This window comes from Pseudonocardia sp. EC080619-01, from assembly GCF_001420995.1.
Classification (GTDB): domain Bacteria; phylum Actinomycetota; class Actinomycetes; order Mycobacteriales; family Pseudonocardiaceae; genus Pseudonocardia.
In genome coordinates, this window is sequence record NZ_CP012184.1 from 4,291,808 (window position 1) to 4,317,885 (window position 26,078).

A 26,078-nucleotide genomic window follows, 5' to 3' on the forward strand; every position below is an offset into this window, starting at 1 on the left:
CGGGCCCGTGCCCGGTTCGGACGATTTCCACGAACCTGGCGAGTAATACGGAGAGTGGCGAGTTGTGCGGAGAGTGACGACGCTCGGGGTGTTCCGGCGGGCATCGTGTGCGGCGTCGAGAGGATCGGATCGGGCGTAACCCGGTGCCACGGCGCGTCGTTGTGGCGATCGAGGGTGCTGTTCCGGCACCTGCTCCCCGCCCGACCACCTCGCGGCGACCCCGGACCCGGTCGCCCTCCCCGTCGGGCCGGCACGAGGAGACCTCGTGTTCCACGGTTTCACCAAGAAGTTCCTGCACGACTCGATCGATCGCAGCGCCGAGAACGGCATGGACCGCCGGCGCTTCCTCCGCGCAGCCGGCCTGACCGGCGCCGGAGTGGCCGGCCTGGGCGTCCTCGGCAGCGGCGTCGCCTCCGCCGGTGAAGGCGGGCTCCTCGACGGCATCCTCGCTGGCAGGGGCAGCGAGGACGAGTCCGCTGTGTCGGACGCCGCCGTGCTCAACTTCGCCCTCAACCTCGAGTACCTCGAGGCGGAGTTCTACCTGCGCGCGGTGACCGGCGAGGGACTCGCCGACTCCCAGGTCGACGGCCGGGGCGAGCTCGGCCGGGTCACCGGCGGGTACAAGGTCCCGTTCGAGACCAAGATCGGCCGCCAGTACGCCGAGGAGATCGCGCAGGACGAGAAGGCGCACGTCGACTTCCTGCGCACCGCGCTCGGCGATGCGAAGGTCGCCCGCCCGGAGATCGACCTCCAGGACGCCTTCACCGCGGCGGCGACGGCGGCGGGAGTGATCGGGCCGGGCGAGACGTTCGACCCGTTCAAGGACGAGACGAGCTTCCTGCTCGGCGCCTTCATCTTCGAGGACGTCGGCGTGACCGCCTACAAGGGCGCCGCGCCGCTGGTGTCGAACAAGACCTTCCTGGAGGCGGCGGCCGGCATCCTCGCCGTCGAGGCCTACCACGCCGGCCTGGTCCGCACCCTGCTCCTCCAGGGCGGCGCCGCCGACGCGGTCGGGAAGATCTCCGACGCCCGCGACTCGCTCGACGGGCCGTCCGATCTCGACCAGGGCATCGTGGACCGCAACGGCAGCGCCAACATCGTGCCGGCCGACGAGAACTCCATCGCCTTCTCCCGGACCCCGGGCCAGGTGCTCAACATCGCCTACCTCAACCCGGACGCGGTCGGCTCCGGCGGCTTCTTCCCGGCCGGTGTGAACGGCGAGGTCAATACCAGCGACGCCAACGGCTGACGCGCCCGGCACCACGTCACGTGAGCGCCGCCGTCCCGGACCTGCCCGGACGGCGGCGCTCACCTCTGTGCGGCACGGAGGGGCGGAACCTACTGATCGGCGGTGAGCAGCGCCGGGTCGATCTCGCGGCTCATGACGGCCGCGGCGACGTCCGTCAGCGAGAGCCCGTGGCGCCGCGCGTGGGTGCGCATGAGCTGGAAGGCCGTGTCGACGTCGACACCGGCCTGCGCCGCGAGGGCGCCCTTGGCCTGCTCGATCGGGATCCTGCTCCGCAGGGCGGAGCGGAGCTGGCGCCGTTCCCGGTCGACGCTGTCGAGTTCGTGCGCGTGGGTGAGGGCGGATGCCACCGCACCGGCGAGAAGCTCTGCGGTGTGGAGGTCCGGCGTCGTCCGACGGTGTCCGAGCAGGAGCAGCGCTCCGAGCGTGGTGCCGGGTGTGTGGTGGATCGGGACCGCCCACGCGCCGGTGACGCCGGCCGCGGCCGCCTTCGCGACGAACGCAAGCCACCGGGGCCGCTCGCGGGGCAGGTCGTCGCACAGGACCGGTCGCCCGCTGCGGGCGCACTCTCCTCCGGGGCCCTGGCCGAACCCCACTGAGACCACCGCACGTGCCCGATCCGAGCCGGCCGAGGCGACACCGTGGACCGCGCCGTCCGAGATGAGCGCCGCACCCGCCGTGACGCCGAGGATCGGGGCGGCGGACCCGGCCAGTTCGACGAGCGCGTGGGAAGGGTCCCGCGCGTCCGTCCCGGCCAGGGCGACCGCGGCCACGGCGACGTCGTGGCTGCTCGCAGGCTCCATTGCAGGTTCTTCGGTCGACCCGGGGTGTCCGGTTCTGTCCGCCTCCTGAGGATCGTCGGAACCGGTCAGGGTGTGGTGGTCCCTCTAGATCCAGCCGCGGCGGGCGGCGGCCTGGACGGCCTCGTGCCGGTTGGTGGTCCCGAGTTTGGTGATGACCGCGGCGAGGTGGTTGCGGACGGTGCCCGGTGACAGCGACACCCTCCGGGCGATCTCGTCGATGGGTGCCCCGTCGCGGGCCAGGGCGAGGACGTCGGACTCGCGCGGGGTCAGCGGGGAGTCGCCGGCGCTGATCGCCTCGGCGGCCAGCTCCGGATCGACGTAGCGCCCCCCACCGGCGACCGTGCGTACGACCTCGGCGAGTGTGTGCGAGGACGTGGTCTTGGGCAGGAACCCGCACACGCCGGCGGCCAGCGCGGCCTTCAGATATCCGGGCCGGGCGTGCGAGGTCACGATGATGCAGCGGCACTGCGGCAGCTGCGTGGCGAGGCGGCGTGCCACCTCGATGCCGTCGGGGCCGGGCAGCTGCAGGTCGAGCATCGCGATGTCGGGCCGGAGCGCCAGCGCGGTGGCCAGTGCCTCGTCTCCGGAGGCCGCGCGGCCCACGATGTCGAAGTCGTCCTCGAGGTCGAGGAGCCCGATGATGGCGTCGCGGATGAGGTGTTCGTCGTCGGCGACGAGCAGGCGCGTCATGCGGGCTCCTCCTCCGATGCAGCACGGTCGGCGTTCGAGGCGGGAGACGTGTGGGCGACGGGCCGGTGGTCGGGGGCAGGGACGGTGGCATCGAGGACGAACCAGCCACCGTCGACTCGCGAGCCGAGCCGGCCACCGAGCGCGCCGAGCCGGTCTGACAGGGCGGTCAGGCCACTCCCGGTCCCGTCGGTGCGGCGGGCGGTGACGCCGTCGTTGGTGACGGTGAGCTGCAGCGTCCCGTCGCCGCGGGTGGTGCTGATCGTGACCTGGGTGGCCTGGGAGTGGCGCAGCAGGTTGGTGACGGCTTCGCGGACCACCAGACCGAAGGCCTGCGTGCACTCGGGAGGGACCGGGACGCCGGCGACGGTGCAGGCGATGCCGGCGGAGGCGAGCAGCGACCGTGCCCCGGCGATCTCGTCGTCCCAGCTGGTGTGGTGCTCGCCGCGCACGACGCGGCGCACGGTGGTGCCCGCCTCCTCGGCGATGCCGCGGATGGCAGCGAGCTCCTGCCCGGCCCGCTCGGCGCGCTCGCGGGCGAGGAGCTCGCCGGCCAGAGCGCTCTTCACCGCGATGGTGGCCAGGGTCCGCCCGAGGACGTCGTGCAGATCGCGGGAGATCCCCAGCCGCTGCTCGGCCAGTGCGAGTGCGGCGCGGTCGGCGTGGGCGGCCTGCAGCTCCCTCAGGACACGCAGCATCCAGGCGTTCGACCAGCAGGCCCACAACGCCCAGCTGAGCACGACCAGGCCCGCGATCAGCGCAGGGATGTCCGCGAACCCGACGACGAGGATGGTGACCACCACGATGGCCGCGTTGAGCAGCACCGTGCGGCCCGCCCCGAGTGCGGGGACGACGCTCGCGGCGGCCGAGGCGATCCCTGCCACGACCGTGAGCTGCATTCCCGGCAACGGGGCCAGCGGGGTCACGACGACGAAGACCGCCAGGGTCGTCAACCACCCCACAGCGACCGCGAGCTCGCGCCGGGCCGGCCGCCGCCGGGCCGCGGTGACGGTGTCGATGCTCCACCGGGCCACGACGACGTTGCCGGCGGCCAGCACGAGCGCGACGGTGAGGACGCCGGCTTGGAGCAGCGGTTCCGCGGCGATCGGGCCACGCACCACCAGGGCGCTGCCGAGGAACGTCGCGACGGGCAGCGCGACCGCGCTGTAGGTCGACCAGCGCACGAAGGTCTCGAACTTGTGCGCCGCCGGGAGGGGGCGGTCGTCCATGGCCCACATCATCTCGCAGGCACCGGTCCCGGCGGGGTCGACGAGCCGATCGGGCGAGGACCGGGGGCCCGGGCAGGGCCGCTGTGGCGGGTGCACCACCACACGGCTGCGGTGATCGCCACGACCGTGAGCGTCGGTACCAGCTGGTAGGCGTTCACAGCTCCGGCCGACCGGTCACCCAGCTCGGCGGCGAGATCGGCACGCATGAGGGGTGCCATGGCCAGACTCACCGTGTTGATCAGTGCGTGCACCACGACCACGACCGCGACCTCGAGCCCACCGGTGCGCCATGTGATCAGGGCCAGCCCGGACCACCACACCAGGTACCAGAGGATGATGTACGGATCGCTCGAACCGTGCAGCGCGGTGAACAGCACGGCGGAGACCAGGACCCCGACGACGAGCCCGGCTCGGGCACCGCGTGCCCAGCTCCCGAGGACCCGGAACATCAGCCCGCGCACGCCGTACTCCTCCCCGGCGGCCTGCAGCGGCGTGAGCAGCAGGACCCCCAGCAGGACACCGACCAGATCGCCCTGTGACCAGCCGGTCTCCTGAGCCGGTGTGAACAGCACACCGATCACGTGGACGAACACCAGTACCGGGCCGAAGACCAGCAGTGCCCGTCCGAACACGTCGAACCGGAAGCGGGACACCACCGAGTGCAGCGAGGCGCCGCGTACTCCGTAGAGCCATCGCTGGATGCACATGCTCCAGGGGATCAGCAGGGCCAGCGAGAACATGCTGGCGGCGTTGTAGAGGGGTGTGTAGTCGGTACCGCCGGGCAGGATCGGCGGGGTGTTGCCCAGCCGGACGTCGATGATCGCCGCAGCCCGACCGATGACGGTCGGGAAGACGACCAGGCCGGCGAGCAGGAGCACGATCGCGAGGACCCCGCGCCCGATACGACGCTTCTCCCCGGCCAGCACCCGGTGGTACTCCACTCCGGGCGGGGGCCGGTCGGCGCCGGGTGGCGTGGGGCCCCGTCGGTGCGACGACCGGTCCCACCCCGGCGGTGGGGCCGCCGCGCCGCGTCGGGCAGGGCCGCGGGCGCCGGCCCACGGGATGGGCTGCGTGGCTCCGGAGCGAGGCTAGTCGGGGATCATGGTCACGACGCTAGGCCGGGCCACGCCCGTGACCGCGTGCCATCGATCATGAGTTTCCCGGTGGAATGCACGGTCGGGACATGACGTCTGTCATGCCTCGGCCTCCCGCCCGGCGGGGCAGGCCCTGCCCGATCACCCGGTCCGATCGTCCGTGGCTCGGTCGCCGAGTACCCGGGACAGGATGTCGTCGTTCCACTGCAGGTACTCGACGGTGACTCCCTCGTGGTGGACGTAGGCGCCGCGTCCGGTCTCGGCGACGAACTCACTCACGACGTCGGCGCCGCTGTCGACCAGCATGGACACGGTCGCATCGACGTCGTCGACCACGAGGGGGCCGATACCACTGCGGTAGCTGTCGGGACTCCCGGCGATGAGCAGCACGTCGCCCACCGCTGCCAGTTCGGCGCCGTCGAATGCGAATCGCAGGTCGGCAGGTCGGCCGTAGACCTGCTCCAGCGGCACCAGAGCGGCAGGGATGTCGTCGACGAACACGCGTGCGTAGGTCTTCAGGACGGTCATGCAGACATGCCACCGGTTCCCCGTCACGGGCAGCTCTCCGATGCGCGATCGGACCCCGACCGATACGGCCCGCGCATCGGCGGCCGGCCCTCGTGTGCGACCGCCTCGCCCGGGGCCGACGGCGTATCGCGATACCCTCGGCCGGTGGAACTGCGCCAGCTGCGCTACGCCCTGGCGCTGGCCGAGCACCGGCACTTCGGGCGAGCCGCACGTTCCCTCGGCATCACACAGCCCACGCTGTCGCGCCGGCTCGCCGCGCTCGAGCAGGAGCTGGGCACCTCACTGTTCGACCGGACCTCCGACGGTGTGTTCCCGACCGCTGCCGGCGAGGTATGGACCGCCAACGCACGCCGGGTGCTCGCACAGGTCGACCGTGGCGCCGACGACGCCCGTCGCGCTGCACGGGGGCACCGAGGGACGCTGCGCCTGGCGTTCGTGGGGTCGGCGCTCGTCCAGTTGCTGCCTTCGCTGCTCGCCCGGTTCCGGGGGACGCACCCGGCGATCGGCCTCGAGTGCATGGAGCTCGCCAGCACGCACAGCACTGCGGCGCTGCTGGCCGGGACGGTCGACGTGGCGGTCTCGCGGGGCGCTCCTCGTGGCCGGGGCGCCGAGACCTTGACCTCGGTACCGGTCGGGCACGATCAACTCGTGGCCCTGTGCCACCGGTCCCACCCGTTCGCCTCACAGCCGGCGGTCACCGTCGATCAGCTTCGTGGGGAGCCCCTGGTGACGACCACAGGGAGCGAGGAGCCGGCGACCGTCGAGCATCTCGACGCCGTGCTCGACGGGCGCGACCCCATCCACCCCACGACCAGTGCCCGCGACATCCACACGATCACCGGCCTGGTCGCGTGTGGGGTCGGGATCGGGTTGCTGCCGTCGTGCGCCCGCGCGCTCTGCCGGCCGGAGACCGCCGTCGTCGAGATCCGGCCCGCACTGCGGCTGCCTGATCTCTGCCTCGTGACGCGCACCGACGACGACTCACCCACGGTCGGTGCATTCCTCGACGTGACCGCCGAGCACTGCCCCGACGTGAGCACCGCCCTGCGCCGCCGCACTGCCGGCGGCGGTTGATCCCGGGGCAGGAACACGACCTGCTGTCGTGGCGTCGGCAGCAAGCGCACTCATGTCGAGGCCGCGGGCCGCTCACGCATTGTCATGAGACCGCGCTCAAGGAATTGATCTGTGTCCGTCGAAATCGAGTAGGTCGTCTCCTGCGGTGGAGATCGACAGTAGGCTCTCCGGCATGACGGAGCAGTTGATTTCCGTGGTCGGACGACGGTCGGCCCGGGCCATCCTGATTGACGAATGTGGCCACTTGGTGCTCATCAAGCGCATCAAGCCGGATCTGCCGCCGTACTGGACAGCGCCGGGTGGCGGTGTCGAGGAGACCGATGCTTCTGTCAAGGCCGCGCTGGGACGTGAGCTTGCGGAGGAACTGGGCGCGACCGCCGCTGATCTGTCCCAGGTCTTCCTGTTCAGCTCACTCTCGAACAGCGGGGTGTCGGTACAACACTTCTTCGTCGCCCGGCTGATGGAATTGGACAGGTCGGCTCGCACCGGTGAGGAGTTCACAGACGGCTCTCGTGGGGGCTATGAGACCGACCGGATCGACTTGCGCAGTGACGATCTGAAAGCCGTCGACCTCAAGCCGTCGGAGCTCAAGGAGTTCGTGCTCGCGAACCGTGTGGCCTTGCTGGCCGAGGTCGGGGCTATCGGCTGAGTCCTGGCCTCCGGGGACGACCACAGCTGCGCAGGAGCGAGATGGAAGTCTCGGGCGCGGTCGAAGACGTCGCCCGGTTCCTGGCATCCGTCGTGAAGCGCGGCGACCGCACCGATCAGCAGACGGTATGACGCCACGAGCACCTGTCCGTGCTTGGCCGCCAGATCCGTGGTGGTGGTCGCGGCCTGTCGCGCGGCCGACCAATGTGCAAAGACACTCTCTACCGGGCAGGGCGCTGTGAGGTTCCCCGCCTGCTCGGAGTACTGGTCAGCTGAGCGGGGCCGGGTCGGCCCCGTCGGCGGGTGATGCGGGTGATCGTCCAGGATGCTCTCCCCGGTCGCGCCAGATGGCCTCGTACTCATTCGGTGAGCTCCAACCGAGTCGGGCCTGTATGCGTTCGGTGTTGTACCAACCATCGATGTAGGCGAACAGCTCGTTCTCGGCCTCCTCGCGGGTCCGCCACGATTTCCGGTAGACGAGCTCGGTCTTGAGCGTGGAGAAGAAGCTCTCCATAAGTGCGTTATCGCAGGAATCGCCGAGTGGTCCCATCGACGGGAGAATCCCGTGGCCTTCGAGGCGCTGGGCGAATCGCAGCGACGTACAATTCGAGCTGCCATCCGAGTGATGGATCCGCCCACCGGAGGTGCTACCGCCGCAGGTAGCCGGTGGGGAGACACCCTCCCCGGAGGTCGCCCGAGGTGTGGGGCGCGGCGAGCGCCCCACGTCGGCATCAGTGTCCGTAAGAGCAGTAATGACGCACGGACGCCGCGCGTCGGGGTACGTATTTCTCAGACGATCACCGCAGCGACCGGAGCCTAGCTAGCGCCCCGTCTCAGAACGTTCACGGCCGAACTCGGCGGCCCAGTCGCCCACTTGCGGCGTTGCCGAACAGGTCGGGTACCTTCCCGCGTGCAGCGCCTTGCGACCAAACCCCTGGATCCACCGATCCTGACTTCAAGGGTCTGCGACGAGGCGTGAGAATAGGCGTCTCGGTGCCGGCTCGAGGTGCTCGGCGACCTCCGTGAGGCCGCTCGGCGAGCGCGTTCCGACGCGCTCGTACTGCCTCTACGAATGTCGACGCTTCTTTCCCCGCCACAAGATTGCCTGCAAGAATACGACCATCGCCGATCACACGGGTCCTGTCGGCTGTTGCAGCTTCGCCTGGGCTTGCTAGTGTCTGACCTTCAGAGGAGCACGATGGAAAACGCTAGGGTGTGGGGGCCAGTCTTACTGAAAACTGCCGAATCTCTGCAATCGTTCGGCTTGAACCCCGCAGATAGATCGGATAGCGATCTCTACTGGGACGTAGTCTTTGGGGCTGCGCACCAACACTCGGTAGAGAATTTCACGGAACGCTCCGATTGCAATCTCGACCAAATCGCCGACTTGCTTGATCAGCGCCTAGGCTCGGGCTGGCTGCTGGTTCTAATCTGGAGTCGCCACAGTCGGCGTTCACGGACCGCGGAAGGCTCACTCGTACTAGGATATCGAACCCATCTGAGAGTCAACTCGCCGCAGACAAGCCCGTGGGCGCCTTTTGGACGTCCTCGTTCCTGCCGAACGGGCAGAGTGCGTGGGAGCGGTCAGAGCGCAGCGAATTCGCGCAACTAAAGAGGCCTCTGGTTGAGGTGAGATTTGATGTCAAGGGCGACAGGTATGTGCACACGATACGCGATGTAGCTGATTATGTTGAGCTAGTTGAGAGATACCCTCGCAAGATTTCTTCCGATCGCGCAGCAGTCGACTGGAAGAGGTTGAGTCGCGACTGCGCTGCTGTGACGCTTGCGGCGTGTGGGCTGGCGAGGGCACAGAACTTTCGGGTCGAGACTGCGGTCGGTCTGGCCGAGCTCACCGGCTGGGACGCAGAATCTACAGCGTGGCTCGCCCTGCCAGAGGAGACCGAGTTGATGCTCCTATAGTTGCCGAGCGGTGGCGAGATATAGTTTCGGTTCCTTGTGTGGGGTCACCAGAATCCGATCGATTTCGCGGATCAGGTGGCGCTCGAGGCAGCGCAGGATCTCCTTCGTCGTGCGGTCTTCGTGAGTACGGCGCTCGACGTAGGCGATCGTCGGCTGGCGGAATCGCATGCGGCCGATGAGGATCCGGTGCAGGGCGGTGTCGTAAGCACGAGCCTGGCCGACCAGGTGGCGAACGCCAGTCTCACAGTCGAAAAGTGGACATATATTCCTCGCTGAAACCGTATGCTAAATGAAGACGCCCCTCAAGTGGCTCACTGGAACGCTGCTGCGGGCGGCGGCCCTCGACCCGGCAGTTCCAGTACGTGTGCACGCCGTCCTGCGCGACGCGCTCGGGCGCGCCGAGCGACTGGAGCTGGTCCCGCGCAACGTCGCCAAGCTCGTGCGGGTCAAGACGCCGGAGTACTCCGTCGGGAAGGGGCTTCCCGTCGACCGCTCGAACCGCGCGCGCTGAACCGCGACTTCGACGAGCTTCGTGGCTGCGCCGGCCTTCCTGTAGTTCGGCCAGATGTCAGAGGCGTCGTGCGCGCGTCGCGCGGAAACGGAAGCTGTCCTGCTGGGCCGGTTCGTAGTCGAACTCGACCTGGTCGCCTTGCTCGAACGCCTTGTAGCCCTCGGCTTCGATGGCGCTGAAGTGGACGAAGGCGTCGAGGCCGTCGGGCAGCTCCGGGCTGCTGATCGCACCCCAGCCCTTCTCGGCCTTGTAGAACTTCACGACACCGGTTGCCATGCGTCGATCAGAGCAGGTCAGGTCGCCACGGTCCACGCGGTTGAGGGAGCCACTGCTACAGCAACTGCTACATCTCGATCTTCGGGCGATGTAGCACCGACCTGTTTCCGCAGGCCGGATGTGGTCGGGGTGGCGGGATTTGAACCCACGGCCCCTCGCTCCCAAAGACGGTAGTGGCTCGCAAAGTCACCACCAGGGAAAACGGCCTGCCAGAGCCTCCGAACAGGACGGAGGCGAGGGGTCATGAGAGACACGCTGGCAGAGCTGCTGACGGACTGGCAGCTCTACCTGGAGTCGGCAGGGAAGTCGCCGCGGACGGTCGACGTCTACTTACGTGCCGGCCGGGGGCTGGTGGAACACCTGGGGCCGGACGTCATCCCTAAGAAGATCACCCACCGCCATATCCAGAGGTACTTGGGTCACCTGGCGACCCGGCCCAGCCGGACGGACCCGAGTCGGGTCCTCGCGCCCGGGTACGTCAACCAGCACTATCGGTCGCTGTACCAGCTCTTCAAGTGGCTGGAGGAGATCGAGGAGGAGATCCCTCGCTCGCCGTTCCACAAAGTCCAGGCGCCGAGGGTCCCTGAGAAGCTGGTGCCGGTGATCCCGGACGAGCACGTCCGTAAGTTGATCAAGGCGTGCCAGGGGAGCAACTTCACTGCTCGCCGAGATCTGGTGATCGTCCGGCTGCTGCTGGACACCGGATGCCGGAGAGCGGAGATCATCGGTCTCCGCGTCGCCGACATAGAGTTCAACCCGAACGCTGTCATGGTCACAGGCAAGGGGAACCGTCCACGACTGGTCCCGTTCGGAAGCCGAACGGCTCAAGCGCTCCGCCGGTACCTCAGGACCCGGGCGAAGCACCGGTTGGCGGACACGACTGATCGGCTTCTGCTGGGGACGAAAGGTCCGATGCCCCTGACAGGGCTACGGAGCATCCTCAACAAGCGCTGTGATCATGCCGGGATCCCGAGGATCAATCCACACCGGTTCCGGCACTCCCTTGCCGACGCCTGGCTCAAGGCCGGCGGGGGAGAGACCGACCTGATGCACCTGGCCGGCTGGCGGTCCAGGGAGATGCTGTCACGTTACGGCGCTTCAGCAGCCGACGAACGGGCTCGTGCTGCCCACCGGAGAGCAGCGCTCGGAGACCGCTTCTGATTCGTCAGCGAGACAGTTCTGCGAGTAGTGATCGGCTACCCTCGGTTCTGGCAGGCTCGTACGTCCTGATCCGGCACGGTCGCGTGCGAGTCTGCCACCCGGACGACCGGCCGCCCGTTCGGTTGCGATGGCTCGTGACTGCCGGTTACGGTCGTTACGCACGGGGTGCTCTTGCTGGTCGCGTCCACGTTCAGGGGCTCCCGTGGGAGGAGTCCCGGCACCTGGTTAAGACCGGTAGCCCGGTCCGGGGCTGCTTCTCCGCCCCGTTAGGACTCGGGGACTGCGTCGATCTCAAGCTCGGTGTCGTTGCTGATGGTGAGTTCCTGTCTCACGCCGTCGCGGGCCCGGGCGACCCGCAGGACCGTCCGGTCGATGCCGGTGAAGTCGGTGTAGACGACCTCAAGACGGTCGCCCTCCCACAGGACCACCTGTCCGGCTTGGACATCCTCGGCTCTCACGATCATGCCAGGAAGATCGATCAGGGCGTGATGGGTGTTACCGGCCTCCCGGAAACATCCTCCTCCGGCTCATCACTCGCGGGAGGGGTCGAACGGGGCTTAGCGGGCCTCTCAGGGCCAGGAAGAGCCTTTTCCTGCTTGACCGCCTCGCGAGCCTCGCGGACGGTCATGCCTTCCCGGATTAGGTGCGGGTGGGCCATGAGAGCAACATGCACGCCGTAGGACACAGCTCCTAGACGTCTAGGAGCTGGCCACGCCGCAGATACGTCACGGTAAGACCGAACACTGTTGAAGTCTTGTCCGATTTCATCGGCGTACTGTTCAAGGTTCTCCATAACACCTGTGCGCTCTCCGTCACGGCCCTGGTGAGCCGAGAGGATCATGTGTACCGACCAACCGCAGGGTGTACGTACACCCTGCGGCCACGCATCCGACACACGCCGGTACTTCCGCACCGTTTCGGAGTCCTGTCCACCTAGGTGGACACGCCACACGGTGGGCATGGAACGAGCTACCCGGAATCGCCCTTTCTCAAGTAATGGCGTCAGACCTGCCAGTAGAGTCGGCATTGAGTACCGGTTCGTTACAGTTTCAGGGAAAGTTGCTCCGGTCCAGTGAATGCCCTCGGAATAGGCAACCGATCGAGGTCGCCGACGTCTGTATCGGCAAGACCCAACGAGAGGAGCAGTCATGGATCAGCGGGGCGCCGAAGAGATCGTGATCGACGATGCTCGCTGGCTTCACCGAGCCACTATGACCGACCGTAGTATGCGAGTCGTCTGCACTATTCAGCTCCGCACACCGCAGGAGGCTAATCTAGAGGCGATTGACGAGGTTCTGATTGAGAGCTGCTGGACTGAGTTGGTAACTCGGTTCACGCAGCCGGAAGACATGCTCCTTCAAAAGGCATGGGAAACTGAGATCAGTCTGCACCCGGAGTGTGACGACCCCGGGTGCGGACGGTTCCACCGGTCACACACCTACGGAGAGGGGGTTCAATGGCCGAGTCTGGACACGGTGCTTTCGCGCCTTGCATGCCGGCAGGTCACTCCATGATCTCTAGTGTCCTGAGTCAGGGATTCGCTTCAGATATCGGGTGAGTCGTTCGAGAATCTCGTCCGCGGTCTTGGTCCACGCGAAGGGCTTGGGGTTGTTGTTCCAGCCGGCGATCCAGTCGCGGATGTCGGCTTCGAGGGCGGGGACCGAGGTGTGCACGCCGCGGCGGATCTTCTTGGTGGTCAGCTCGGCGAACCAACGCTCGACCAGGTTGAGCCACGACGATCCGGTCGGGGTGAAATGCAGGTGGAACCTCGGGTGAGCCACCAGCCAGGTCTTGATAGCCGGGGTCTTGTGGGTGGCGTAGTTGTCCAGCACCAGGTGCACGTCCAGCTCGGCGGGGACCTCGCGGTCGAGCCTGGTCAAGAACGTGCGGAACTCGCTCGCGCGATGGCGGCGATGCAGCGACCCGATCACCTTCCCGGTCGTGACCTCGAGCGCGGCGAACAACGTCGTGGTTCCTGCCCGCACGTAGTCGTGGGTCAGTCGCTGCGGGATGCCGGGCATCATCGGCAGCACTGGTTGGGACCGGTTCAAGGCCTGGATCTGGGATTTCTCGTCCACGCAGAACACCAGCGCCCGCTCGGGCGGGTCAAGGTAGAGACCGACGACGTCGTGGAGTTTCTCGATGAAGTACGGATCGGTGGACAGCTTGAACGTCTCGGCTCGGTGCGGGGCCAACCCGAAGGTGCGCCAGATCCGCGAGATCGTCGATTGGGACAACCCCGAATGCTCGGCCATCCCGCGGGTCGACCAGTGCGTCGCATCAGCCGGTTTGGACTCCAACGTCGTGGTGATCACCTCGGCGACCTGAGCGTCGGTGACCGTGCGCGGACCGCCCGGACGGGGCAGGTCCCCCAGCCCGGCGATCCGGTGAGCAACGAACCGGGCACGCCACCGGCCCACCGTGTGCGCAGCCGACCCCGTCTGCGCCGCGACTTCCTTGTTCGTCGCGCCCGAAGCGCACGCCAGGATGATCCGACACACCGCAGCGCCCACGCCTGCGGAGTCGACCCGCGGCGAATCCATTCCTCCAACGCTGACCGCTCATCGTCGGACAGGATCAGCTCGGCCTTGGGTCGTCCGGTCCGTGCCACCAGACCACCTTACAAATATGTCGCGAACTCGCGACTCATGACACTAGTGTCCTGAGTCAGGGATTCGCTTCAGATATCGGGTGAGTCGTTCGAGAATCTCGTCCGCGGTCTTGGTCCACGCGAAGGGCTTGGGGTTGTTGTTCCAGCCGGCGATCCAGTCGCGGATGTCGGCTTCGAGGGCGGGGACCGAGGTGTGCACGCCGCGGCGGATCTTCTTGGTGGTCAGCTCGGCGAACCAACGCTCGACCAGGTTGAGCCACGACGATCCGGTCGGGGTGAAATGCAGGTGGAACCTCGGGTGAGCCACCAGCCAGGTCTTGATAGCCGGGGTCTTGTGGGTGGCGTAGTTGTCCAGCACCAGGTGCACGTCCAGCTCGGCGGGGACCTCGCGGTCGAGCCTGGTCAAGAACGTGCGGAACTCGCTCGCGCGATGGCGGCGATGCAGCGACCCGATCACCTTCCCGGTCGTGACCTCGAGCGCGGCGAACAACGTCGTGGTTCCTGCCCGCACGTAGTCGTGGGTCAGTCGCTGCGGGATGCCGGGCATCATCGGCAGCACTGGTTGGGACCGGTTCAAGGCCTGGATCTGGGATTTCTCGTCCACGCAGAACACCAGCGCCCGCTCGGGCGGGTCAAGGTAGAGACCGACGACGTCGTGGAGTTTCTCGATGAAGTACGGATCGGTGGACAGCTTGAACGTCTCGGCTCGGTGCGGGGCCAACCCGAAGGTGCGCCAGATCCGCGAGATCGTCGATTGGGACAACCCCGAATGCTCGGCCATCCCGCGGGTCGACCAGTGCGTCGCATCAGCCGGTTTGGACTCCAACGTCGTGGTGATCACCTCGGCGACCTGAGCGTCGGTGACCGTGCGCGGACCGCCCGGACGGGGCAGGTCCCCCAGCCCGGCGATCCGGTGAGCAACGAACCGGGCACGCCACCGGCCCACCGTGTGCGCAGCCGACCCCGTCTGCGCCGCGACTTCCTTGTTCGTCGCGCCCGAAGCGCACGCCAGGATGATCCGACACCGCAGCGCCCACGCCTGCGGAGTCGACCCGCGGCGAATCCATTCCTCCAACGCTGACCGCTCATCGTCGGACAGGATCAGCTCGGCCTTGGGTCGTCCGGTCCGTGCCACCAGACCACCTTACAAATATGTCGCGAACTCGCGACTCATGACACTAGCTGACCTGTCGCTAGTTCACGGGCTCGGGGCGTGGCGGTTCCCCCGCTGCGCCCCTTGCTCGTCTCGGTCAACCAACCAACCCTCGCGGCGGGCCCTGGACACGTGTGCCCTCACGGTGGCCTGGGGCCGGCCCACCGCCTCGGCGAGAGAGTCGAGCATCGCCCGCCCTGGGAGCTTCGAGACCTCCTCGTAAGCGATGGCGAGAGCGGCCAGGTATTCATCAGTGATCTGGCCGTCCCAGGCCTTCGAGAGCGCGGTCAGGACATCGACCCCGCGCCGGCGGTTGTAAGTTCCTCGGCCCCGGAGCTCATCAGACCGGAGCCGGTCCCGAAGGGCCCTCCACGCCTGCTCTAGCTGACTCAAGGTCAGCTCACTATCGCCGACCGCGGTCACGGTCACTGCCTTGATCCTGCCCTGGTCGTCCCGGGCCAGCTCCAGGCTGTACGGGCTCACCAGAGTCTCCGTCGTCAGCTCCATGGCTATCAGCCTAGCCCGCCGTCGCTAGGCCATCTCAGTGAGCTCACGCTAGTACGGTAACGATCGCTAGTGTAATAGCGACATACTGAACGAGACCGCCGGGAGGCAGGCCGGGTGTCCCTCCAGGGGGACACCGAGGGGCGCCAGGTCACGTGCAACAGCCGAGCGTGCGACTGGAAGTCCAAGGGGTGGCCGAGCAGGGCCGTCCCGAAACGACTCGCGCCGATCGGAGTGAGTCAGTCAGGGCCGCCTACTGAGTAGATGGTCTATCCGTACCGCTCGGTGGGGAAGTTTCCCCTCCAGGCGGAACACTTAGGAGAGGAGAAAGGATCATGGGAAGAGGACTCGGCCCAGCTCAGCGGGCCATTTTTGGATGCTCTGGGCTCGGACCACCTTACGACGACTGAACTGGCTGACCGGGTCGGCCGCAGTGATCGTCAAGTACGTACCGCAGTGACCGCCCTGGACCGGCGCGGTCTAGTCCATGTCCAGAGGCGACAGATTGACTGGAGCGGCCGGGGTGAGTACGGGAACCTCACGGAGTTCACAGCCCAGGACTACGGGGCAGGTCTGGAACCTGAACCCGGGACCGAACGATGGGTTTCGGCCGGTGGAGGTCGGTACGCAGGTCCGAACATGCGCCGGACCGGCCTGATCAAGGCTGGGATGCCGGTTTACGGCCTGGTGATCATGACTGCCGAGGAGCACCGGGCTTGTCTGCTTCGTCGCAGGAACCCGCCCGCGTGGGTGCTGGACGCGGAGAAGGCCCGTTCACTCGCTGGACGCTAACCGTGCCGCCCGGTGATGACCTAGGTAATCACCAGCGGGAACACATAGACAGGAGAAGAACGATCAAGACCTACCTGAACCACCCGTGCCAGCGGTCGCACCGGACCGCGGTCGGGTTCATCCGGTGCCGGTTCCCTCGTAACGGCGGAGTTCGAGGCGCCGGCCAGTACTGCGTGATCATCCGAGACAGGAGCTGGAGGTTCCAACTGTTCGAGACCGAGGAGCAGGCCCAGCGGTTCGCCTCGGGGCAACCGCCGGACCAAGACACGGAGGTAGTGAAGATCGATGGCTAGTCCGCTGGACGTGCCGCGCCGACCTAGATGGCGAGATCAGGAAGTAAACATGGCCGGAATTCGAGTCCGGCCGAGCACGTACAACCAGACCGACCGGGCGCGCATTGACAAGCGCCTCAGTATTTCTCTTGACGATAAGGACACCGACCCAAGTGACGACGACCAATCTCCGTAAGCTTGACCCTTTCTCGGCAGAGTACGCCGAGGCTGCTGGGATTACTCCCGTAGGCCCTGAGCTGTTCGAAGAACTTCTAGAGCCTCCCAGCTTCATTGTCGGCAAGCCGATCACGGGAAATGGCATGGCCGCAATCCGGGACTGGATCATGAGCGTTGAACAGCACTTTGGTGGCCAGAACATGGCGACGTGTCACTACGCAGCCTTGCTGGGCTACTACGCGCACCTCAAGACGTTCCGTGTCGAGGTCTCCGATCGGGCCCTCGCGCAGAACACCGGCGGACACCGGTCCAGGTACAACGGCCACGCTCAACGCCTGGTCGACGCTGGCCTACTGGTCAAGGTCCCGAAGAAGTCCAGGGAAAAGGGCAGCCCGTACGTGCTGGCCGAACGCGTCGCGATATAGCTCAAAGTGGCCTGGATATCCTGGCCACTAGGGTGCCTGATATCCAGGCCATTCCTGACAGTGGGGTGGTCTGGATATCAGGGCCATCTTGGATCCAGGTGGCCTGGATTTCCCGGCCGTTTCCTTAAGTAGCCCTCGGAGAGAAGGAGAGTAGCCGTCGGAGACAGGGAGACCACCGGGGTGTGAGGTGGTCTCCTTTCAGGGGCGCCCGTTGGCGCCAGACGAGCATCCGCAGGCCTCAGCCCGGAGGATGATCCGCTCTTGAGGCTTCTCATCCTCCCCGAAGGAGCAGGAGAGTGAGTGAATCCTGCTCCGTCCAGTCTCCTTTGATCCGACTGGACGAAGCCAAAGCGAGAGTCCAGCTGGAAGGTCTCCTTTACGCGACCTTCCTCCGGGAGCCACCTTTTCGGCTATCGGTGGCTCCCTAAGGAGCGCGCCTACAGAACGGGCGCGCTCCCTTACTACTGCTGAAAGAAGAATCATGACTACTGCTACCGAGGACGGCCGGGATGAAGACCAGGCCGTCACCATCGATCCTCGTCCCGAGGCGTTCGTACTCGCCGATGGCGATGACGGACACGACGGCCCCCAAGGACCGTCGATATCAGGTCTCAGCGATGACTTCCGGCGTCCTGGCGCGGTGTTCAGCCAGGACGTTGGTGGGGCTTACGGAGTCGTCACGGACCCCGAGGCCGGCACAGCTCCGAACGCGCCGGAGCGCTGCCGGTACTGCTCCGCAGATCTCCTTAGGCCTTCGACAGAGCTCAAGCCTTGGGTGTGTTCGGTGACCGAAGAGGAGGTCACCCTGAGGCCGGCCTTCGAAGGCCTGGAGGGCAACCGAGCTGGCCTCCAGGTCCAAGCTCGGGCGGTAGAATGCTCTTGTACTCCGTGCCTGCTGTGGTCGCGCCCGAAGACTGCGGGACGACCACGGAAGGTCTGTGAAAACCGCGACTGCCGGAGGCTGTACGAGCGCGACCGCAAGCGCCGGCAGCGGAAGCCTCGCCACGGGAGCCAGGGCTCCGGCCGTCCTATCGTGGGCGACGGTCGCCGGTTCGTGACGGGACGAAACCAAGCCTGATCGGACCGAGCAAGCCCCTTGCGACGAAACGGGTCAGCTCGTTCCTGAACCACCGTCTCCGAGTCCACGATCTCTGATCGTGTCCCGATAATTCCCAGTATTAATAGAGGGCAGCCACACTCGGCCGTGGCTGCCCTCTTCTCTGTTTGGCCCCGGAGGATAACGCCCCCTCCGGGGCTTTCTTATGCCCAAATGCTTGAACAACACCCGGCAGGAACTATGAGTAGCGTTGCTGTAGAGAAGACCAGGACGGCGTTCGGCATCCGAGCCGCGCTGTCACTGATGCCCGAGAACAGTCAGGTGACCAAGGCTGCCCGGCTTGGCGTCTCAGTCCAAACCCTTCATCGGTGGACTGCTGGGGCTGCGAGCCCCACAGAGCAGTCCCTCGCCCGGCTAGCCCGGTGCGCCGGTGTGACGCAGGAGTGGGTCAGGAACGGCGGCCGCGATGAGACCGTCTGATGCTTGCGCCCGAGAAGGGTGCGCCAAGCCTTCGTCTGATGATCATACTTTCTGTGGCGCGATGTGTGCGCGACTTCAAGGCCGGCTGGACCGTCTGCGACAGGCTCTCGAAGAGGCCAAGGATTATCGGATCAAGCCTCTACTGCAACAGCGAGTAGAGGCGATAGAAGCTGTTGTTGGTTGGTGGGACGAGGATCTCAGGCTCGGAGCGGAGATCCGCGGTGTCCTTTATGAGTGACGGTAGACCTCCGGTCGGTCCTGGAAGAGACAACCGCAAGGGCCGTCTCCGACGCTCCCGACCTCCGGTCGGTCCCGGAACCCCATGCGCTTCCTGTGGTACGCCCCTCCCGGGTGAGGCACACCCCCGGGCGGTGCGCTGTGCCCCGTGCAGGGACAAGGCCGCCCCCGGCTCGGTGCAATGCCCAATGAAGTACTGCCTGAAGTGGTACGTCCCCGACGCCCGCCGGCCCCACAAGTGCACCCGGGGCCCGGATAACCGGGTAGCCCTGGTCGAGCTTGAATCTAGCCCGGACCTGGTGGTCCTGGCCGGTCCGCCCGCACCGCCTCGGGCCCTGGGGGTCCGCAACCCGGGTAGGGGGTAGCGGTGACCTCCAGGCCCCGTTATGTACTCCCGGGCTCGGTAGGAGCACGCCCCGCCCTCGGGCCAGTGAGTTGGGCACACGAGCACGCACAGCGTGCAGCAGCAGTGCAGAGAGCAGTACAGCAGGCGCTGCCGCCGCTGCTAGTGCAGCCGCTTCGGCAGCGGCTTGCAGAGGCAGCAGAGCGCGTGCACTGGGAGCGAGTCCCAGACGCACTCGCCGGGGAGCTTGGCGCCTGGGCCGCCGAGCCGGACGACCCACCCCAGGGGGCCGGCCCCCCGGGCCCCCGCGAAAGCCCGCCGCGTATAGAGCACCCCTCCCTTGATGCAAAGCATTCCTATTAGGAGATTCACTTGAACGACGATCACGCGCCTCCGGCGACCCCGGACGGGCTTGGCGAGGCCGGAATCGAGCTGTTCCGCTCCATCGCCGACGACTACGAACTCTTCCCCGGACAGGTCCGGTTGCTCTTCGATGCAGCCTCGGAGGCTGATCTCATCTCCGAGATGGACCGCCAGTGGCGGGCCGATGGGTCGCCGCTGACAACCCACGGAAGCCGTAATCAGCTTGTGGCTCACCCGATGGTTTCGGAGCTCCGGTTTCACCGGGCGACCCTGGCCAGCCTGATCACCAAGCTGAACCTAGAGACCGAGTACACCGAGGACGACGCCCCGGAGGCGGGGAACGTCGTCCCGATGAGCCGTACAGACGTCGCCAGGAAGGCTGCTAACGCTCGATGGGGTCGCCGTGGTTACAAAGCTCAGGCGTAACCGGCGTAAACCGTCGGCCGGCCCTTCCCTGGACGAGATTCGGCGCGAAAGCCTTACCCAATACCGGGACGACATCATCAGACGATGTGGCCCGGATTCCTTTCTGCTTCAGAACCCGGTTTTCCGGGAGATAGCGAGCGCTCCAGATGACTCAGCCACTGAGTGAAGGCGGCAAGTTCCTCGCCGCCGCCCTGATGAAGGACGTTCTTCACCCGATGACGGGTTATGACCCCGGCACGGACGCGGTGGACGCCGACCGAGGCACACCGACCCGGGTCCGGGCTACTGACCTGAGTCAGGGTCACGGAACCGAGGACACAATTCTCACTCCGGAACAGCGCGCTCAGCGCGAGTTCCGCAAGTTCATTGACAACAAGCTGAACGGATACGCCTGATGAACCCGCACTCTGTCATTGCCCAGTCCGAGATCTCCAGGATCCCCGGACTGTTGACCGCCGCCGGCGTGGAGGTTCCTCAGGACCTCAAGGACGCGCTGCACCGTTCCTCCTGGGACATCCAGTACCCCGAGCTGCCCTCGCTGGCCGAGATCAGCGGGGCAAAGACTCACGCCGAGTTCCAGAAGCTCGCTACCGAGTACGCCCGTGCCAAGGCGGACCGGGACGCCCTGGCCGCCGTGGACCAGACGATCCAGGCGACCCGGCTGCCCATCGCTCAGGCAGCCTTCCAGGCCGCCAAGCCGGACCTGATCGAGACGCTGATCGCTCGCTGGGACGCGCTGGCCGAAGAGTTCAGTCCGCTCGCCCAGGGCCTCCTGGGCCGGGTCAACATGTTCTCGCTGGACGTCGATACCGCGGCCAAATTCGTGGCCGCTCGGGAAGTGGCTGATCACCTGCGGGCGGTCGACGCGGCTCTCGACGCCGTGACCGGTGAGCTCAAGACCGCCTTCGCCAATGAGAACCGGCTGTGCCGCATCGCGGAGTTCAGGGACTACCAGAGCGTCAAGGACGCCTTCTACCAGAACGAGAAGGACAAGGACGGCTCTCCGCTGGCTCCGTACGCCGCTGCTCTGACGTTCGGGACCCGGCTGCGTCGTCTCACCCCGAAGGCAGCCGACGCCCACCGGAAGGCCCTTGCTGAGGAGCTTCCGCCGGCCCCGGCCGTGGACCAGCTTCAGGCTCAGGCTGCTGCCCGCCTGCGGCTCGGCTGAACTCGCTCAAGAGGCTGAATCTCAGCCCTTAAAGCTTTTCCTAGGGTCAAGGTACCCCCGAGCCCTAAACGCGCCTCTACGGCGCTCTGGGGCCCCTTCGCGCCCCCTTTCAGGGACATACTTCCAAGGATTAAACTTGCGCGTTGTAGATTACGCAGAGCAGATGCTCAATTCACTGTCTTACCCGTCGATCCGGTACGTCCGCTGCACGAGGGACGATGAGGATCGGCTCTCGGTCGGTTGGTACGTCCGTTGTCGCGAGGATGCGACTCCGGCGGAGGAGCTGTTCACCGTTCTGGCGGTGCTCAACTCCTGGTCGTACCGGAGGGTCGGTTCGTACTTCGGAGGACGCGGTGACGGGGTTCAGAACCCGGTGACCGGCGTCGGCCGGAAGGTCAGGGACACTCGGGTAGTGGTCAAGGAGTCGCAGCTCCGTGAGGCTCTGGGCTATGAGCCTCCGTTCGGAGATCTGATCGAGTCCGGGCATCTCACGGTCCCGGACCCGAGCAACTACCAGTGGTTCGCGAACCTTCCTGGCGGCCGGGGCAACCCGGGCCAGGCACTGCCGTACCCCGAGGGTGCTCACATCCCGAACAACGGCTATACCCACATCACTAGTCAGGGGATGTCGATCTACCGGCTGGAGCTGGGGGACCGCACCGTCCCGACCAGCGACCCTGACGGCGAGGCCGTGGGTGTTCTGTTTGAAGACCTGAGCTCCTAAGCCCTGTCCGTCATCGTCGGCGGGCGTAGCCCTGCTGTGCCGGCGGTCGGTTGTCAACCACGCACTCCGGTTGACGGCCGGGCGTCGGTGCGGCTGCCTCTGGCGTCGTCGGTGATGGTCAGGGCGACCCCCCTGTCCGGAGTCGAGGTCCAACCCGGAGGGGCTATGCCTTGTTCATGGAGACGAGGAGGCTGCCCACAGCAACAAGCAGGGAACAGGCTGCGATTACTGCCGAGAGCGTTGCGGCCTTTCCGCTGATCCCCCTAAGAATTCCGTTTGCTGCCCGGGTTCTGGTCGTTCGGTCGACCAGCATCTTTAGATTCTGCCAACGGTGCTGCTTGAAGTGGCAGCCCCCGAGAATCCCTGAGGCGTTATTTCGACACCACTCCTCGCGGCGAGTGGTGGCGCAGCACGGGACTGGCGCTTGAAACAGAAAGAATCCGAAAGCTAGGGTTGACATGACTGCGATAGGTGTTGGTCCTAGCGCTGCGATGAACCAAGCCCATGCGATTACGGGTAGAAGCATGTATCCCCAGCTCTTGCTGAGAGCTCTTCGTTGACCTTTGGTCAGTAACTTCGCCACGAGAACAAGACGCTAGGCTCCCGAATCGGAGATCTAAACAGGTGTCACCGCGTTAGCTCAGTTACATCAAGGTAGTTCGAGTGAACGCCATACGGGCTACAGATTTGCAATAGTTAGTTCTGATGAGACGGACTATCGCCGACCGTCGAGGTTCGGCGCGGCCTGGTCGCCGGCCTCCGGGCCGATGGGAAGACTCAGCAGGAGATCGCGGACACGCTCGGGGTGAACCAGGCAGCCGTGGCACGAGACCTGGCATCTCCGGACGTTATGCAGACGCATAACGAGGGGGCGGCTGCCACCATCACAGACAGCAAGGGCCGGAAGCAGCCGACCCGGAAGCCTCGGAAGGCGGGCGCTAGCGGCGCTCGCGCTCCCACCATCGATCGTCAGACTCGTATGGGTATATTGGACCGATCAAGTCGAGCGGATGATTCTCTCTGCCTTCCTCGGTCAGCTTTCCGTTCCAGTGCCGCTTCCAATGACGTTGGGCCTGATCGACAAATACATACTCTACGAAATACTGCGAGTTTTCGGTTGGCCCGAACGGCTGAGAGGCGGCGAACATCGGGACACTCTCGAACATCCACCACTCACCAGGTGGAATGGTCGGACATGTGCGGGGGCGGCACCGCTCCGTGTCGTCTATCCACCATGTAGTGAACCCAAAGACCGGCTGGCCTGACCGATTTGAGATGCGATACCGGGCGATTTGGTCTGGTCCAGCCTCGATCCACACAGCAAAAGAACTGGCTTGTTTCTCGCGTTCAGTGCGGTTGATGCCTTCGAGCTGGTCCTGCTGTGTGCGATTAGTCTCGGCGGCTGCATTTGCTGCCTTCCGGGCCCAGAGCAGGGCGGCCCCAGCTACTCCGGCTGCGAGCCAGTCTGGGATCGTCCCGACGAACTCAGGGAGATTCACGCCTGATCCGCTGGACTTGATCCCGTACCTCAGTCGGGTCCCACCACATCAGATCATCGATGCTGACGACTGGCTTCACGATCCCGAGCCGAGCCCACTTCTCAAGAGTGGCCGGCTCCAGGCCGAGTGCTCGGGCGGCTTCCTCGGTCTGCATGAGACCGGGGCGGATCATCAGCTCTCGCCCTGCTCTGTGATTCGACGAACTTGCTCGCGAAGATCGTGTAGGTCCCACCGGTCTTGCCCGCCGAGAGTCCTCTCCGCTGGCTTGACCCGGCCGGCTCGGGCCCACCGACGGAGGGTCGCGGGTGACACGCCAAGTGCGCGGGCCGCTTCGGCGGTCCTGATCAGCACTCGGTCCTCGGTCACCCTCTGATCGTTGCACACGACGCTTGCTCGGTGCGGCAACGTTCAGGATGAGCGAGTTGTGCGTAGACGAGCGAGCCTGTTAGCTTCAACAGTGTTCGTGATGAGCGAGTTGAGCGAGAGGCTGACTGCGATGTTCGTCTACGACAGGACGGAGGCCGCCAAGGCCCACCGTCTGACGCTGGCCATGTGCCTGGCTCTCCTGGCGGTCGGCACGGTCCGTCCCGTCACGGTCCGGGCTCTGGTGGTCCGGGACCTGGCTGTCTGGGACCTGTTCGGTGGTTGGGCCCTGACGGAGAAGGGCCGGAAGGTCGGCCGCTGGCTGGAAGCTGAGGCCAGCATCGAGAAGCACACGGACGCCCTCCTGACTCATGGCTAAGCACTGGAGCGGCGATCCGCGTGACCCGCACCAGTCCTGGACTCCGGAGGTTCCTCCGGTCCGCCCGGCATGGCCCCTCTTGGGCGGGGACGTTCTTGGAGCACTGATCGTCATCGCGGTTCTGTGCTCTCCACTCATGGTCTGAAGACCACTCGCTGCCGAGGCAGCCAACCAATTCTACTCTGAGGAGAACTCTGTCATGCGCACCCTGGCGATTGACCAGTCTCGTACGAAGTTCATCTATTCCGGTCTGTGCGTCCCCAAGTCGGAGTATGTCCAGCTTTCGGACGGCTCTACGAAGCGGTCCGGCAATCAGGCGTCCAACGACGAGGGTGTCCCGCTCTGGACGATGGACACTTTTGTAGACGACGAGAACGCTACCCGGGCCGAGGCCATCGGCATCACCGTTCCGTCGTACGACGAACCGAAGGCCGGCCGATTCCAGTCGATCACCTTTCAGGGTCTGGTCGCGACGATCTACACCGATCGCAACGGCCAGCCCGCCGTGAGCCTCAAGGCCACGGGTATCGACCAGGTCCAGCAGAAGCCGGCGCCGGCCGACAAGGCCGCCTGAGTGAAGACCGAGGTCTGCACGAGGGCTCGTGACCAGTGCTCTGCCTGGTCGCTCGCCTGAGTAGTCCCCACCGAGAGCCCTGCCCTACTTCCCCGGGGCAGGGCTCTCGTCGTCTCTGAGAGGTAGTCATGTCGTTCTGGGCAACTCCCTGGCGCGCCCGAGACCGTCGTCAGGACCGTGACGACTACTACGAAGTCCAGCGAATCACCGACGGTTTCATCAGGGCCTGTGAGGGCGCCGGCCTGGTCCGCACCGTGGACACGGTCACCGGTCCGACGGTCATTCCCCCGAAGCTGACGCACATCACTCTGGGGCCGCCGACGGTCCTGGTCGCCCAACTACAGCCCGGCCAGACCGTCGAGGACGTGCGGGCCGCCGCTCCCCGGCTGGCCCCTCACCTGGGCGCCGTAGGCCTGCGGGTGGAGCCCCGAGGCGTGGGTGACTGGGTAGTCCTCACCTTGCTCCAAGCGGACCCGCTGGCGGACACCGTGCCACTCCCGAGCGGCCCGATCACGGGCCCGCTCCTTCTGGGATGGGACGAGAACGGCCGAGAGACCACCACGACCGACCCTCTGCCGCACCTGTGCGCCGCCGGTTCGACCGGTTCGGGCAAGTCGTCGTTTGCCTACTCACTACTAGCCCAGGTCGCCGAACGGGCCAAGGCCGGCGAACCGGTCAAGATCTCCGGGGTAGACCCCTCCGGCGTACTGCTACGCCCCTTCCTGGAGTGGCAACCCACAGGGCCGCCACGAGGGTCGGTGTCCTCTGGACACCTCCCCGGCGTGGTGTTGGGTCTCTCCGACCCTGCCGCCATCGAGCGGAAGATGACCGAGCTCGTCGGCGAGATGGACCGCAGGATCAAAGCCATCCCCCGGGACCGGGACCGGCTGCCCGTGTCCCCGGCCCACCCGTGGCACCTGGTGGTGCTGGAGGAGTTCCCCGGCCTGCTCAAGGCCCTGGAGGCCATCGACAAGAAGGCCGCGACCTCGGTCCGGGCCTCGGTGTCCAGACTCCTCGCTGAATCTCGAAAGGCCGGCTTCTCCGTGTTCCTGCTGGCGCAGCGCCCGGAGGCCCAGATCATCGGCGGGGCCGAGCGGGCGCAGCTCGGGCTACGGCTGTCGTTCCGGCTGGACGGCCTTGAGTCCGTCAAGCTCCTGCATCCGGAGGTGGATCCTGCACTGGCGGCGCAGCACTGCACGGCGGCGCCAGGCGTAGCAATCCTGTCCGCCACGGGCCGTCCGGCTCAACGCATCCGGACGCCGTGGATCGAGTACGGCGAGTACATCGAGCGGGTTTCAGCGTGACGGGCCGCCGGGCCCTCGCGCCCGCCGAAGGTGGGAGCGCGAGGGCGGCC

The 26,078-nt window shown here is 66.2% G+C and carries 26 protein-coding genes and 1 pseudogene; 14 read left to right on the forward strand and 13 right to left on the reverse strand.

The window, feature by feature from the left end:
- The first annotated feature begins 265 nt into the window (after positions 1–265).
- A complete protein-coding gene (locus AD017_RS20075) occupies positions 266–1,249 on the forward strand; it encodes a ferritin-like domain-containing protein (protein WP_145982544.1) in 984 nt (327 codons plus the stop codon).
- Positions 1,250–1,338: 89 nt separating this feature from the next.
- On the opposite strand, the gene AD017_RS20080 is transcribed toward AD017_RS20075, so the two are convergent.
- From AD017_RS20080 to AD017_RS20100, 5 genes are all read right to left on the reverse strand, one after another.
- Positions 1,339–2,049, reverse strand: coding sequence for an ANTAR domain-containing protein (locus tag AD017_RS20080; protein ID WP_060575115.1), 711 nt, complete (start codon positions 2,047–2,049; stop codon positions 1,339–1,341).
- Positions 2,050–2,133: 84 nt separating this feature from the next.
- A complete protein-coding gene (locus tag AD017_RS20085) occupies positions 2,134–2,739 on the reverse strand; it encodes a response regulator transcription factor (RefSeq protein ID WP_060575116.1) in 606 nt (201 codons plus the stop codon).
- Positions 2,736–3,965 (reverse strand): sensor histidine kinase, encoded by a 1,230-nt coding sequence (locus AD017_RS20090; protein WP_168170454.1) that lies wholly within the window; start codon positions 3,963–3,965, stop codon positions 2,736–2,738. The genes AD017_RS20085 and AD017_RS20090 overlap by 4 nt, the downstream gene beginning before the upstream one ends.
- 8 nt (positions 3,966–3,973) lie before the next feature.
- Entirely contained in the window at positions 3,974–4,906 is a 933-nt protein-coding gene (locus AD017_RS20095) for a CPBP family intramembrane glutamic endopeptidase (RefSeq protein WP_060575117.1), read from the reverse strand.
- Positions 4,907–5,200: 294 nt separating this feature from the next.
- Positions 5,201–5,587 (reverse strand): hypothetical protein, encoded by a 387-nt coding sequence (locus tag AD017_RS20100; RefSeq protein ID WP_060575118.1) that lies wholly within the window; start codon positions 5,585–5,587, stop codon positions 5,201–5,203.
- A 144-nt stretch (positions 5,588–5,731) separates the two neighbouring features.
- On the opposite strand from AD017_RS20100, the gene AD017_RS20105 reads away from it, so the two are divergent.
- Both AD017_RS20105 and AD017_RS20110 read left to right on the forward strand, forming a co-directional pair.
- A complete protein-coding gene (locus AD017_RS20105; protein WP_060575119.1) occupies positions 5,732–6,661 on the forward strand; it encodes a LysR family transcriptional regulator in 930 nt (309 codons plus the stop codon).
- A 172-nt stretch (positions 6,662–6,833) separates the two neighbouring features.
- Positions 6,834–7,310, forward strand: coding sequence for an NUDIX domain-containing protein (locus AD017_RS20110; protein WP_060576499.1), 477 nt, complete (start codon positions 6,834–6,836; stop codon positions 7,308–7,310).
- Between the two features lie 267 nt (positions 7,311–7,577).
- Here the strand turns inward: AD017_RS20110 and AD017_RS37060 are convergent, their stop codons facing one another.
- On the reverse strand, positions 7,578–7,823 hold the full coding sequence (locus AD017_RS37060; protein WP_238591948.1) for an IS3 family transposase: 246 nt from the start codon (positions 7,821–7,823) through the stop codon (positions 7,578–7,580).
- A 1,400-nt stretch (positions 7,824–9,223) separates the two neighbouring features.
- The gene (locus AD017_RS35400; protein WP_168170456.1) at positions 9,224–9,397 is read right to left on the reverse strand and encodes a hypothetical protein; all 174 of its coding nucleotides are present in this window, start codon (positions 9,395–9,397) and stop codon (positions 9,224–9,226) included.
- 121 nt (positions 9,398–9,518) lie between these two features.
- On the opposite strand from AD017_RS35400, the gene AD017_RS34650 reads away from it, so the two are divergent.
- On the forward strand, positions 9,519–9,740 hold the full coding sequence (locus tag AD017_RS34650; protein WP_145982547.1) for a hypothetical protein: 222 nt from the start codon (positions 9,519–9,521) through the stop codon (positions 9,738–9,740).
- Between the two features lie 57 nt (positions 9,741–9,797).
- Here the strand turns inward: AD017_RS34650 and AD017_RS20115 are convergent, their stop codons facing one another.
- Positions 9,798–10,001 carry a cold-shock protein gene (locus AD017_RS20115; RefSeq protein WP_369821681.1) on the reverse strand — a complete coding sequence of 68 codons (204 nt, stop codon included), beginning with the start codon at positions 9,999–10,001 and terminating at the stop codon, positions 9,798–9,800.
- A gap of 258 nt (positions 10,002–10,259) precedes the next feature.
- On the opposite strand from AD017_RS20115, the gene AD017_RS20120 reads away from it, so the two are divergent.
- A complete protein-coding gene (locus tag AD017_RS20120; RefSeq protein ID WP_060575121.1) occupies positions 10,260–11,177 on the forward strand; it encodes a tyrosine-type recombinase/integrase in 918 nt (305 codons plus the stop codon).
- 266 nt (positions 11,178–11,443) lie between these two features.
- On the opposite strand, the gene AD017_RS20125 is transcribed toward AD017_RS20120, so the two are convergent.
- The 4 genes and pseudogenes from AD017_RS20125 to AD017_RS20145 form a co-directional block, all read right to left on the reverse strand.
- Entirely contained in the window at positions 11,444–11,641 is a 198-nt protein-coding gene (locus AD017_RS20125; RefSeq protein WP_060575122.1) for a hypothetical protein, read from the reverse strand.
- Between the two features lie 1,053 nt (positions 11,642–12,694).
- Positions 12,695–13,788 (reverse strand): annotated as a pseudogene (locus tag AD017_RS20135) (IS630 family transposase).
- A 43-nt stretch (positions 13,789–13,831) separates the two neighbouring features.
- Positions 13,832–14,923 carry an IS630 family transposase gene (locus AD017_RS20140; protein ID WP_060575005.1) on the reverse strand — a complete coding sequence of 364 codons (1,092 nt, stop codon included), beginning with the start codon at positions 14,921–14,923 and terminating at the stop codon, positions 13,832–13,834.
- Between the two features lie 63 nt (positions 14,924–14,986).
- Positions 14,987–15,448: a hypothetical protein gene (locus AD017_RS20145; protein ID WP_060575124.1), complete on the reverse strand. Its 462-nt coding sequence runs from the start codon at positions 15,446–15,448 to the stop codon at positions 14,987–14,989.
- A 1,234-nt stretch (positions 15,449–16,682) separates the two neighbouring features.
- Between AD017_RS20145 and AD017_RS20150 the strand changes: the two genes are divergently transcribed.
- From AD017_RS20150 to AD017_RS20170, 6 genes are all read left to right on the forward strand, one after another.
- Complete coding sequence (locus AD017_RS20150; RefSeq protein ID WP_060575125.1) at positions 16,683–17,111, forward strand: hypothetical protein; 429 nt, start codon at positions 16,683–16,685, stop codon at positions 17,109–17,111.
- Positions 17,112–18,471: 1,360 nt separating this feature from the next.
- Positions 18,472–18,648 (forward strand): helix-turn-helix domain-containing protein, encoded by a 177-nt coding sequence (locus AD017_RS37465; RefSeq protein WP_369821695.1) that lies wholly within the window; start codon positions 18,472–18,474, stop codon positions 18,646–18,648.
- Positions 18,649–19,600: 952 nt separating this feature from the next.
- Positions 19,601–20,017, forward strand: coding sequence for a hypothetical protein (locus tag AD017_RS20155; RefSeq protein WP_060575126.1), 417 nt, complete (start codon positions 19,601–19,603; stop codon positions 20,015–20,017).
- A 146-nt stretch (positions 20,018–20,163) separates the two neighbouring features.
- Positions 20,164–20,412: a hypothetical protein gene (locus tag AD017_RS20160; protein WP_060575127.1), complete on the forward strand. Its 249-nt coding sequence runs from the start codon at positions 20,164–20,166 to the stop codon at positions 20,410–20,412.
- A complete protein-coding gene (locus AD017_RS20165) occupies positions 20,412–21,185 on the forward strand; it encodes a hypothetical protein (protein WP_060575128.1) in 774 nt (257 codons plus the stop codon). Before AD017_RS20160 ends, AD017_RS20165 begins: the two co-directional genes overlap by 1 nt.
- 163 nt (positions 21,186–21,348) lie before the next feature.
- Positions 21,349–21,909, forward strand: coding sequence for a hypothetical protein (locus AD017_RS20170; protein WP_060575129.1), 561 nt, complete (start codon positions 21,349–21,351; stop codon positions 21,907–21,909).
- A gap of 1,670 nt (positions 21,910–23,579) precedes the next feature.
- Here AD017_RS20170 and AD017_RS33550 read toward each other — a convergent pair.
- Positions 23,580–23,792 carry a MerR family DNA-binding transcriptional regulator gene (locus AD017_RS33550; protein ID WP_349675475.1) on the reverse strand — a complete coding sequence of 71 codons (213 nt, stop codon included), beginning with the start codon at positions 23,790–23,792 and terminating at the stop codon, positions 23,580–23,582.
- A gap of 82 nt (positions 23,793–23,874) precedes the next feature.
- Between AD017_RS33550 and AD017_RS20180 the strand changes: the two genes are divergently transcribed.
- From AD017_RS20180 to AD017_RS20190, 3 genes are all read left to right on the forward strand, one after another.
- A complete protein-coding gene (locus tag AD017_RS20180) occupies positions 23,875–24,150 on the forward strand; it encodes a hypothetical protein (protein ID WP_145982549.1) in 276 nt (91 codons plus the stop codon).
- 199 nt (positions 24,151–24,349) lie between these two features.
- Positions 24,350–24,724: a hypothetical protein gene (locus AD017_RS20185; RefSeq protein WP_060575132.1), complete on the forward strand. Its 375-nt coding sequence runs from the start codon at positions 24,350–24,352 to the stop codon at positions 24,722–24,724.
- A gap of 128 nt (positions 24,725–24,852) precedes the next feature.
- Positions 24,853–26,028 carry an FtsK/SpoIIIE domain-containing protein gene (locus tag AD017_RS20190; protein ID WP_060575133.1) on the forward strand — a complete coding sequence of 392 codons (1,176 nt, stop codon included), beginning with the start codon at positions 24,853–24,855 and terminating at the stop codon, positions 26,026–26,028.
- The last annotated feature ends 50 nt before the right edge of the window (positions 26,029–26,078 follow it).